At 49.7% G+C, this 10,171-nt stretch carries 9 protein-coding genes and 1 CRISPR repeat array; of the genes, 3 read left to right on the top strand and 6 right to left on the bottom strand.

The window, feature by feature from the left end; all coding sequences use genetic code 11:
* Nucleotides 1-61: 61 nt before the first annotated feature.
* Nucleotides 62-682: direct repeats of the CRISPR family, unit length 32 nt; unit sequence GTCGAGGCTTATGTTGCCTCGTGGATTGAAAT.
* A gap of 292 nt (nucleotides 683-974) precedes the next feature.
* The 3 genes from cas6 (at nucleotide 975) to HMPREF1548_RS26705 (ending at nucleotide 4,116) form a co-directional block, all read left to right on the top strand.
* Nucleotides 975-1,859 (top strand): CRISPR system precrRNA processing endoribonuclease RAMP protein Cas6, encoded by an 885-nt coding sequence (cas6, locus tag HMPREF1548_RS26715; RefSeq protein WP_035324183.1) that lies wholly within the window; start codon nucleotides 975-977, stop codon nucleotides 1,857-1,859.
* 281 nt (nucleotides 1,860-2,140) lie between these two features.
* Nucleotides 2,141-3,445, top strand: a complete 1,305-nt coding sequence (locus HMPREF1548_RS26710; RefSeq protein ID WP_021639937.1) for an O-acetylhomoserine aminocarboxypropyltransferase/cysteine synthase family protein — start codon at nucleotides 2,141-2,143, stop codon at nucleotides 3,443-3,445.
* A 113-nt stretch (nucleotides 3,446-3,558) separates the two neighbouring features.
* A complete protein-coding gene (locus HMPREF1548_RS26705) occupies nucleotides 3,559-4,116 on the top strand; it encodes a hypothetical protein (protein ID WP_021639936.1) in 558 nt (185 codons plus the stop codon).
* 106 nt (nucleotides 4,117-4,222) lie between these two features.
* Here the strand turns inward: HMPREF1548_RS26705 and HMPREF1548_RS26700 are convergent, their stop codons facing one another.
* From HMPREF1548_RS26700 to HMPREF1548_RS26675, 6 genes are all read right to left on the bottom strand, one after another.
* Nucleotides 4,223-5,485, bottom strand: coding sequence for a peptidoglycan-binding protein (locus HMPREF1548_RS26700; RefSeq protein ID WP_021639935.1), 1,263 nt, complete (start codon nucleotides 5,483-5,485; stop codon nucleotides 4,223-4,225).
* Nucleotides 5,486-5,694: 209 nt separating this feature from the next.
* The gene (locus tag HMPREF1548_RS26695; protein ID WP_021639934.1) at nucleotides 5,695-6,540 is read right to left on the bottom strand and encodes a hypothetical protein; all 846 of its coding nucleotides are present in this window, start codon (nucleotides 6,538-6,540) and stop codon (nucleotides 5,695-5,697) included.
* Nucleotides 6,534-7,232: an ABC transporter ATP-binding protein gene (locus HMPREF1548_RS26690; RefSeq protein ID WP_021639933.1), complete on the bottom strand. Its 699-nt coding sequence runs from the start codon at nucleotides 7,230-7,232 to the stop codon at nucleotides 6,534-6,536. Before HMPREF1548_RS26690 ends, HMPREF1548_RS26695 begins: the two co-directional genes overlap by 7 nt.
* Entirely contained in the window at nucleotides 7,229-7,618 is a 390-nt protein-coding gene (locus tag HMPREF1548_RS26685) for a GntR family transcriptional regulator (RefSeq protein WP_021639932.1), read from the bottom strand. Before HMPREF1548_RS26685 ends, HMPREF1548_RS26690 begins: the two co-directional genes overlap by 4 nt.
* Nucleotides 7,619-7,702: 84 nt before the next feature.
* Nucleotides 7,703-8,533, bottom strand: coding sequence for a class I SAM-dependent methyltransferase (locus tag HMPREF1548_RS26680; RefSeq protein ID WP_021639931.1), 831 nt, complete (start codon nucleotides 8,531-8,533; stop codon nucleotides 7,703-7,705).
* Nucleotides 8,534-8,972: 439 nt separating this feature from the next.
* On the bottom strand, nucleotides 8,973-10,097 hold the full coding sequence (locus HMPREF1548_RS26675; RefSeq protein WP_157065739.1) for a pyridoxal phosphate-dependent aminotransferase: 1,125 nt from the start codon (nucleotides 10,095-10,097) through the stop codon (nucleotides 8,973-8,975).
* Nucleotides 10,098-10,171 lie beyond the last annotated feature (74 nt).

Genomic DNA, 10,171 nt, shown 5'->3' with positions numbered 1-10,171 from the left:
AGGCTTATGTTGCCTCGTGGATTGAAATGCTACAATTGCCGGGCAATCAATGCGGCACTGTGTCGAGGCTTATGTTGCCTCGTGGATTGAAATGTATCCGATTGCCTCTATATCTGCTGTTGTCAGGTCGAGGCTTATGTTGCCTCGTGGATTGAAATGCAGATGATGAACATTATCAACTTGGTGACTGGGTCGAGGCTTATGTTGCCTCGTGGATTGAAATACAGCATCTATATTGCCATCCAAGAAATATCTATGTCGAGGCTTATGTTGCCTCGTGGATTGAAATTCGTTACCGCTGATTTGAAAGGAGAGAAAAAGATGTCGAGGCTTATGTTGCCTCGTGGATTGAAATATATTCCACCTACTTCTTCCGTGGCCATACTGCGTCGAGGCTTATGTTGCCTCGTGGATTGAAATATCCGCCGGGTTTCGCTGCCGTATTCTATCATCGTCGAGGCTTATGTTGCCTCGTGGATTGAAATTGTTGGATAACAGGTCCCTGTCTTGCATCCATACCGTCGAGGCTTATGTTGCCTCGTGGATTGAAATAATCGTAACTGTCTTGTGCATCTCCATCACCAGTCGAGGCTTATGTTGCCTCGTGGATTGAAATCTGCAGGCCCTGTCGGCCCCTGTGGACCTGTATTGTCGAGGCTTATGTTGCCTCGTGGATTGAAATTCTCTATATAAGGCGTTAAGAGCCTCATTTTCTTGTCGAGGCTTATGTATCCTCATAGCTTGTTTAAACATTTGCTACGGCATCGAGATTTAACGACTTCATTATTAGATAACCCAAGTCCTTGTTATTTGAATCGTTCTATAATGTCGAAGGTAATATGCCTTGTATAATAAGAATTATCCCTGAAAATTTCCTGTCCGGCGTATTCCCCCACGAAGCCGCCGGCGCAATATACATCGACACAGAAAACAAACTCCCCCACGGCCTTGCCTGGATAAGATTGGAATAACCCATGATAAACAACGAACCCGTCCACTTCTCCCTGAAATACCTTGCGCTCCTGATACGCCTGCGCTGCTGTGAGCCGGCCCGGCTTCCCGGTTATCTGGGCTCCACCCTCCATGGAATTCTGGGATGGGCCCTGCTCAATCACAAGGAAGCATACAGATACATATACGAGAACAGGAAAATGGCTGAAGGCGGTTATGATATCCCCAATCCTTACATTATCAATCCGCCCGGGTACAGGGAGCAGTATAATAAAGGCGATGAACTCAGATTTCAGGTGATACTTCTTGGCGATGCCCTCCGGTATGCGGAGCAGTTAATCAATGCCCTCATAACTGCCGGGAGCTTTACCATAGGGGCGGAGCGCAAGAGATTTCAGCTGGAAGAAATCATGCAGTATGATCAGCTTCAGTCAATCTGGAAGCCCGGCATTTATGCCCCCGAGGCCATAAAAGCGGAAGTCCTCTCAGAACACAGAACCGAAGGCTGCACCAACTGCTCCATACAGCTGCTGACCCCGCTTCGCATCCGGAGAAGCGGCAGCCTGCTGACCGAACTCGATTTTATAACCATCTTCCGGAGCATAAGCAGAAGGATAACAGAGCTTACCGCGCGTTACGGCGGCTATGTAAACGAGCAGGAAATTGCCTGGCTCATGGAAGCGGCGCAGCAAATCCAAAAAACATCCTCAGGGCTTTATGTAAAAAATATGGAGCGCTATTCCACCAGAAGAGATAAAAAAATGGATTTAAGCGGCCTGCTGGGCGCCATGACCTTTCAGGGAGAGCTGGCTCCCTTTACACCCTGGCTGAATGCGGCGTGTATCCTTCATCTGGGAAGAAATACAACCTTAGGCTGCGGTAAAATAGACGCAGTAATAATGAACTGATAAAAAGCTGACCTGTTGTTTTGTACAGGACAGCTTTTTTGCCGCCGCAGTATCTGGCTGCCGCCGTTGCGCCAGGCTGTGGCGCTTCACTGCCTGCTATCTGCTCTGGCATAAGCCATGACCCAATTTCAGAAAAAAATCCCCTCTAATTTCCCCAACTTTTGCAAAAACCATTTGACAAATCCTGGATCCCCCATTATAATCAACAAAAACATACTAATCCAATAGGAATTGTAAACATACTATGTACAGGCTGCCGTCGGGCAGGAAGGAGAGGCGAGATGAAAGACAGGACAGAGAGAGCATACAGATTTGAGACATTGCAGCTTCACGTAGGGCAGGAGCAGGCGGATCCGGCGACGGACGCGCGGGCGGTGCCGATTTACCAGACATCCTCATACGTGTTTCATGACTGCGAAGACGCAGCGGCAAGATTCGCGCTTTCGGCAGGGGGAAATATATATGGAAGGCTGACGAACCCTACAGTAGAGGTCTTCGAGAAAAGAATGGCCGCACTGGAAGGCGGAAGCGCAGCTCTGGGCGTGGCCTCCGGCGCCGCAGCGATTGCCTATACCTTCCAGAATCTGGCCCATCAGGGCGATCACATTGTCGCGGCGAAAAACATATACGGCGGGACCTATAATTTCCTGGCCCACACCTTCCCCGATTCCGGAGTCACTACGACCTTCGTGGATCCCTTCAATTTCAAAGAACTGGAAGGCGCCATTCAGGAAAATACAAAGGCTGTTTTTGTAGAAACTCTTGGAAATCCCAATTCCGATGTGGTGGATTTGGAAGCGATTGCAGCAATTGCCCATGCCCACGGCATCGTGCTGGCAGTGGACAATACCTTTGCCACGCCCTATCTGGTGCGGCCCATGGAATACGGCGCGGATATTGTGGTACATTCCGCCACCAAATTCATCGGCGGCCATGGTACGGCAATCGGCGGCGTGATTGTGGAAAGCGGCCGTTTTGACTGGGAGGCGAGCGGAAAATATCCTTCCTTAACGCAGCCGAATGAAAGCTACCACGGCGTAAGCTTTACCAAAGCTGCAGGCCCCGCGGCATTTGTTACGAAAATCAGGGCTACCCTGCTGCGCGATACAGGAGCTACGCTGTCCCCCTTTCATGCATTTTTGTTCCTTCAGGGGCTGGAAACCCTGTCTCTGCGCGTGGAACGCCATGTTTCCAATGCGCTGAAAACCGCAGCCTGGCTGGCGGCCCATCCCCAGGTGGAAAAGGTCCATCACCCTTCCGTTACCACAGATGAGGTCCAGAAGGCGCTGTATGCCAAATATTTTCCCCATGGAGGCGGATCTATTTTTACTTTTGAGATCAGAGGCGGAGCGGAAACCGCGAAAAAATTTATTGATAATCTTCAGCTTTTCTCTTTACTTGCCAACGTGGCGGATGTAAAATCTTTGGTAATCCACCCGGCCTCCACCACCCATGGACAGCTGAATGCAGAGGAGCTGGAGGAACAGGGCATCCGCCCCAATACCATCCGGCTTTCCATTGGAACGGAGCATATTGATGATATCATTCAGGATCTGGAGGAGGCATTCCGGGCAGTGGCGGAATAAGCGCGCGGCGGCTATATAAGCAGCTATATAATATGGGAGCTGTGAAATAAGCGCCGGCGGGCCGATTATACTCCGGGCAGAATTTTGCCGGAAAAAGCGAAGGAGATGACAGCATGGGAAAAATACCAACAAGGGAAGAAGCCTGGGAGCTTCTGACCAGATACAATCAGGACGAATTCCATCTGAAGCATGCGCAGACCGTGGAAGGTGTTATGAGATACTTTGCACAGAAGCTGGGCTATGAAGATGAGGTGGATTTCTGGGGAATCGTGGGGCTGCTCCACGATCTGGATTTTGAACAGTATCCGGAAGAGCACTGCATAAAATCCCAGGAAATCATGAGGGCTGAGGGGCTGGATGAAGCCCTGATTCATGCGACGGCGAGCCATGGCTATGGCCTGACCGTAGACGTAAAGCCGGAAAAGGAAATGGAAAAGGTGCTTTTTGCGGTAGATGAGCTAACTGGCCTGATCGGCGCTGCCGCGCTGATGCGTCCTTCCAGAAGTGTACAGGATCTGGAACTGAAGTCCGTGAAAAAGAAGTTCAAGACAAAAAGCTTTGCTGCGGGCTGCTCCCGGGAAGTGATTGAGCAGGGCGCAGAAATGCTGGGCTGGAGCCTGGATGATCTGATTACGGACACCATACTGGCCATGAGGACCTTTGAAGAATAAAGAGAAAAAAGGGCGGTACGGATACGGTAAAAGGTATCTGTACCGCCTTTATGCATAAGGAGGAGGCATGAAGAAGGCTGGTTAAAAGGAGAAAACCCTTCCTGTTTCAGGAAGGCTCCGCGATTCTGGAAACTCCCACATAGATACGGGAAATTTCGTACCAGGTGGGAAAATCCACCACACCGGTCCGGGGCAGCCCGAACACCCGCTGGAAAACCCTCACCGCCTCTGCGGTCTGCTGGCCGAATATGCCGTCCGGGGTTATATAGGGGATGGCAGGATAATTCTGCCGGATGCGGTTGAGCTGCTCCTGCATCTGGAGCACCTTGGCTCCGGAGGAGCCTATAGTCAAATCGTAGCCGGGCCAGGAGGAAGGGACGCCGCTGATGGCGTCGGCGGAGTTAATATACATGTCACTGCCATAATAATAATGGATGATGTCAATGGCGTCATAGCCTTCCTCCCCCAGATACATGGAGCCCCACTGGCTTAGGCCACGGCAGCTCACCCTGCGGCCGTCACAGTAGCTGGTAAGTATCGGCTGCCTCACACCGGGGCGGGAGAGATAATTGGAAAAAATAGTATCTACCAGAAAACTGATATTTTCAAAGATGTTTCTGCCGTAGACCCATTTCTGGTCAAAGGCGGTGGAAGAGGTAATGGTAAAATTGTAGCCCTGGTTCCGGTACCATTCCGTATAGACACGGTTCAGGGTAAAGGACATAATTGCCAGTATGTTTGCATAAATGGTGGATTCCGGCCAGGTCGCATAAATCTCGGAGGAAGCCACATTTTTAATGTAATCCGTATAGCGGACATAGTAATTCGGGGCGGTGGAATCGGAGGGTACGCCGTCATGCACAATGACAAATTCAGGGATGACGACCCGGCTTAAAACGATTTCGCCTGTTTCATCCACAGGCTTTATTTCAGCCTCCGGAATTTTTGGAGGGAAAATACCGAAAAGGGTATGGGCCGGGATTATAATATCTTCTTCCCTTCCGGGCCGTTCCTCAGGAATCAGGGAAATCGGCTGAACAGCGGTAACATCGGCCAGGATTTGTGTACCGGAAACGAGTACGGGCTCAAAGCCGGATGCCTCAACGGATATGTTGTATTCGGAATAAGGCTGCTGGTCGGTAGGCGTCAGGCTGTAATCTACCGGGGGCGCGGGAAGCTCCACCGTATCGGTCTGGCCGGATTCATCAGTGGTCAGGGTTTCTACGACGGAATCCGGATCTCCTGTCAGGGAGATGGTAACGGAAGCGCCTTTTATCGGAAGCGGGCCAAGGCTTGAGGTGAGACTGATTTTCAGCCCACCTGCATAGGGACTGTCGGATGTCTGGGCGGCATGCAGTTTGTTTGCCATATGTTGCGGTAACCTCATATTTATTGCTTACAGTTATTATATGCGCTTACGGGAGGAAGTTTCCGCCGAAAGCTGAAAAGGGCTTTGAAAACGGAAAGAGGAAAGAAACATCGGCAGAAGGCAGATTTTCACCTGAAAATATGAAACGTCAGCACAAAAAAGGAAGCAGCCGCCAAGACTGCTTCCTCTGTAAATACTGTTTGAAATCCTTAATCCAGGTTCAGCTGCTTTTTCATAAGGTATTCGGAAAGAACATAGCAGGCGGCGCCCGTGACTACGGAGGCTATAAAGGAAAATATAAAGGTATTGCGCATAAAACTTCCCATGAAGTCCGGGATCCCGGGGCCGATGGAAACGGAACGGTTCGTTATGACTATTTTAGTCAGATAGGGCGTCATAGCAAAGGAGGTAACCGTCTGGATTAAAATGGTAACGCCAATGTAACACAGGACAGAGCCCATCACCTTATGCTTTGAAAACATCTGGCCAAGGGATATGGAACCATAAATAACCAAAGCGCTGCTCATTGATGAAACAAGAAAATAAAAAAAGTTAAATACGATAAACGCCGGCAGCGACATCCCGAACAGCGCGCCGGAATATTCAGCGGCATATTTCATAAAGAAGGAAAAGGACAGATTCATATCCTCCAATACCATAACCGGCAGGGCAAAAATGAGTATCATGAAAATTGCCCAGAGCACCAGCAGAGTAACTATGAACAGCCACACAGTGCTTACTAAAAGCTTGGAAACCAGCAGCTGCCTGGGGGTTACAGGCAGTGTATGCATAAGATAGCCTTGATCGGTATACAGATTCCTGTAAAAACGGACCGCTACATAAAGCGTGATGACAAAGCTGATACAGGTGATGGTCATTACATAGAACATCATCAATACAAAAGCGCCTGCATTCAGATCATCTGCCTTGGCGGGAGGGCTCATCCTGGTAAAACAGATGACGGCCGTAAGGGTCATCAGTATGACAATGGCACAGCATAAAGCGGGGATGCGCCAGGTTTCCTTCCATTCATGTTTCAGTAATTTCGTCAGCATGCAAACACCTCCCTGAAATAACTGTCCACGGATTTTCCATAGGTTTCCCGGATATTTTCCACGGAAGAGCAGAGCATAATCTGTCCGTCCCTGATGAAAATCACGTCGTCCAGCACGGCCTCGATATCGGATATAAGATGGGTGGAAAGCAGGATGGATGCATTTTCGTTATAGTTGCCGATGATTGTTTTCAGGATGAAATCACGGGCGGCAGGATCCACACCCGCTATCGGTTCATCCAGGATGTAAAGATCGGCTTCCCTGCTCATAACCAGCACCAGCTGAACCTTTTCCTTGGTGCCCTTGGAAAGGGTTTTCAGGCGTGAGTTCAGGTTAATCTGCAGGCTCTCCAGCATGGACATGGCTTTTTCCCTGTTGAAATTATCGTAGAAGTCTTCAAAATATTCCACCAAATCTATTACGGTCCGGCTGCTGGTAAGATAGGTGCGTTCCGGAAGATAGGAAACTTTTTTCTTGGTTTCCACGCCGGGAGCCTTTCCGTCAATCAGGATCTGGCCGGAGGAAGGGGTAAGAAGACCATTGAGCAGTTTAATCAGCGTGGTCTTGCCGCTTCCGTTCGGACCGAGGAGGCCGATGATGCGTCCTCTGGGAATATTCAGATTCAGGTTGTTCAGCGCCATAAAATGACCATAAGCCTTGGAAAGGCCGGAAATAGTCACAAGATCGTTCATGCGCGCTCCCTCCTTTGTTCGGCAGGCTCTTCAGCAACGGCTGAGAGCAGTGCCAGGATATCATTTTTTTCAAAACCCAGTTCTTTCATTTTTTCGATAAAGGATAATGCTTCTTCTTTTGCCAGCTGAGTCCGAATCTGTGTAATCATGTCTTTGTCCTCCGTTACGAATCTGCCGCTGGTACGTTTTGTTACAATCAGGCCGCTGCGCTCCAGCTCCGCAAAGGCCTTCTGCATCGTGTTGGGATTTACGCTGGCTTCAGCGGCCAGTTCCCTGACACTGGGAAGTTTATCACCCGGTCCATAGGTGCCGGAAACAATCTGCAGTTGGATGCGTTCCAGCAGCTGTGCATAGATGGGGCGGTCAGAATCCAGGTTCCATGCCATATCATCATTCCTTTCTTAATGTGTACCTCTGTATTAATTTAATAATACAATATAACAATAAATATAGAATGTCAATAGAATTCTTTACTTTTTTAAAAATATGGAAAGGGTATCGTTTTCCCTGCAAAAGGGTGCGCCGGCGATATCCCCGAAGACACCGTGAACCTTAAAGCCTGCGTTTTCGGCCTCTCCGGCCAGACTTTCCACGGTAAAATAAGTGTTCCACAGGTAATAGGGAGTGCGCTCCTTACCGGAAACGACGACTGTCAGATCCAGGGTTACATTTTCGGGGTATTTATAATAACCCTGGAAGGCGGCATATTCGCCGGGACGCCAGAAGCCGCCGCTTTGGCAAAGCTCCCAGGTCTGCCGTTCCCGGAAATGACGGTAGGCGGCCATGGAAAATACATCCAGCACGAAGCAGCCGCCCGGCTTCAGCTGCCGGTAAACCCGGTCCATGATATTTTTTCTGCCGTCAGCGGACAGCGCGCCATAATCGCAATAGATCATAACGGCAAAATCGAATGACTGCTGCAGCTCCATCTCCAGATAATTCTGATACAGATAAGAAATATCCAGGCCCTGGCTCCGGGCGGACTGTCTGGCATAGTCAATGGAACGTCTTGAAAAATCCACGCCAGTAACCTGATAGCCTGCCCGGGCAAATCTTTCAGCATAAATGCCGGGGCCGCAGCCGATATCAAGAAGCTGTGGATAATCAGACGGCGGTACAAGACCACTGAGCCATACCGCTGATTTTTCAATAAATGAAAGCTTCCTGCTGGCGCCCTCGAAATCCGGATCCAGATGCGCCTTAAGCATTTGTCCGGAGATGTAATCATCATCCCAGAAGGCGGTGCCTGACGGTGTATAGACCGCTGGTTTTTTCAAGGCTTCGATAATTTTGTTGTTCATTTTACTGCTCCTTTCATAAACAGAAAAAGCCGCAGATTTTACTCTGCGGCTAAGACTCAAAAGCTGAAGTGTTAGTTGAAGAGTAAATAAAATCAAGTGCCAGGCACAAAAAGTAAGCTGTTAAAACAGCCCTTTGTTTCCTGTTGAATTGATTTTATCCGCTCTTCTCCAGCCATATCCATGCTGCCGGTTATACAGCATCCGATACGCCGGATTCACATCACCTTTTCCCGTTATTATTTCTGTTTTAATTCTATTGCAGTATCCTGCGGCTGTCAATGATAAATACCACTGTTTTGTAGGACTGTAAAACCCCGCCGCTCTGCAGGATTATAAAATTCCACCGCTTTGTGGGACAGCAAAATCCCACCGTCCGGCAGGGCAGCAGGCCTGGCTGAACCGTTACCTTGTTATTTCGTTGCCTGCAGCAGGGCTTCGGTTACGCGAACAACTCCCGGATACAGGTAAGCAGCCGTGTATTATCCTCCGGCAGCATGAAGCAAAAACGGAAATAGCTGTCGTTAAGGCTATGAAAGTCGGAGCAGTCCCGAATCATCATTTTACGGCGGATAGCGGCCTCAAATAGAGTCCGGGCCGTTATTTCGGGATTGAGGCTGCGGGCCAGGACAAAGTTGGCATAGGCCGGGTAAACCTTAAGCTCAGGAATCGCGGCCAGAGTCTGGATACAGCGTTTACGTTCCTTACCGATAAGGGAACGGGTGCGTTCAATGTATTCCTTATCAGTGAACATGATTTGCCCGGCGGCATCCGCCAGGGAGCTGACGGTCCAGGGATTTTTGGCGGCATCAATCCTGCCGCGCAGTTCCCCGTTGGAGGTGACGGCATAGCCTAGACGAAGCCCGGGAGCGGACCAGAATTTAGAAACACCCCGCAGTACCAGGAGGTTGTCATACTCTCCGGCCAGGGGAATGGAAGTGATTTCCGATACGGAGGGTGCAAATTCGGCATAGGTTTCGTCTGTCATGACGAAAATATTATTTTCCCGGCAAAAAGAAAGAAGGAGGCGCATCTGCGAGGCCGGAACAGCGCTGGAGGTTGGATTGTTCGGATTACACAGCACAAGCAGCCCGGGCAGGCGCAGCTTCCCTCCGGCAGCCTTGGCACCATCAGCATGTTCCATAATAAAGCGTTCCAGATCCTCCACATCCAGGACGAAATCCTTTTCCGCACACAGATCATAATAGTGAAGCACACTTCCCGCCAGGGTCAGCTCACGCTCATACTCGGAATAAGCAGGCCCGAGTACGACTGCGGCATGAGGATGTATAGCCTGTATTGCAGCAGAGATAAGCTCTGTGGAGCCGTTTCCCACCATAATATTTTCCACATCCGCGCCGGTATAATCAGCTATCGCCCGCCGGAGTGCCGTATAGTTCCGGTCAGGATAAGCACACAGCACATCCAGATGAGCGGCAAGATAATCTTTCATGAAAGGCGAGAGCCCCAGCGGATTAACATTTGCCCCAAATCCCGTTATCTCTTCCTTTTTTATCCCGTAAATCTGTTCTATTTTTTCCAAATCACTACCATGAAAAGCAGCCATAATACCCTCCTTTTTCGGGAACATTATTTTATATATTGGGGAGACCGCCGCGGCATAGTCAAGTGCTGAAGCGT

The sequence above is a fragment of the Clostridium sp. KLE 1755 genome, assembly GCF_000466465.2.
In the GTDB taxonomy this organism is placed as follows: Bacteria; Bacillota; Clostridia; order Lachnospirales; family Lachnospiraceae; genus Eisenbergiella; species Eisenbergiella porci.
This window is presented reverse-complemented; position numbering and strand designations above follow the sequence as displayed.

Excerpts from the sequence above, each read along its gene's own strand:
- cas6 (WP_035324183.1), top strand. The coding sequence starts at position 975 with ATGATAAACAACGAACCCGTCCACTTCTCCCTGAAATACCTTGCGCTC.
- HMPREF1548_RS26710 (WP_021639937.1), top strand. The coding sequence starts at position 2,141 with ATGAAAGACAGGACAGAGAGAGCATACAGATTTGAGACATTGCAGCTT.
- HMPREF1548_RS26705 (WP_021639936.1), top strand. The coding sequence starts at position 3,559 with ATGGGAAAAATACCAACAAGGGAAGAAGCCTGGGAGCTTCTGACCAGA.
- HMPREF1548_RS26700 (WP_021639935.1), bottom strand. The coding sequence starts at position 5,485 with ATGGCAAACAAACTGCATGCCGCCCAGACATCCGACAGTCCCTATGCA.
- HMPREF1548_RS26695 (WP_021639934.1), bottom strand. The coding sequence starts at position 6,540 with ATGCTGACGAAATTACTGAAACATGAATGGAAGGAAACCTGGCGCATC.
- HMPREF1548_RS26690 (WP_021639933.1), bottom strand. The coding sequence starts at position 7,232 with ATGAACGATCTTGTGACTATTTCCGGCCTTTCCAAGGCTTATGGTCAT.
- HMPREF1548_RS26685 (WP_021639932.1), bottom strand. The coding sequence starts at position 7,618 with ATGGCATGGAACCTGGATTCTGACCGCCCCATCTATGCACAGCTGCTG.
- HMPREF1548_RS26680 (WP_021639931.1), bottom strand. The coding sequence starts at position 8,533 with ATGAACAACAAAATTATCGAAGCCTTGAAAAAACCAGCGGTCTATACA.
- HMPREF1548_RS26675 (WP_157065739.1), bottom strand. The coding sequence starts at position 10,097 with ATGGCTGCTTTTCATGGTAGTGATTTGGAAAAAATAGAACAGATTTAC.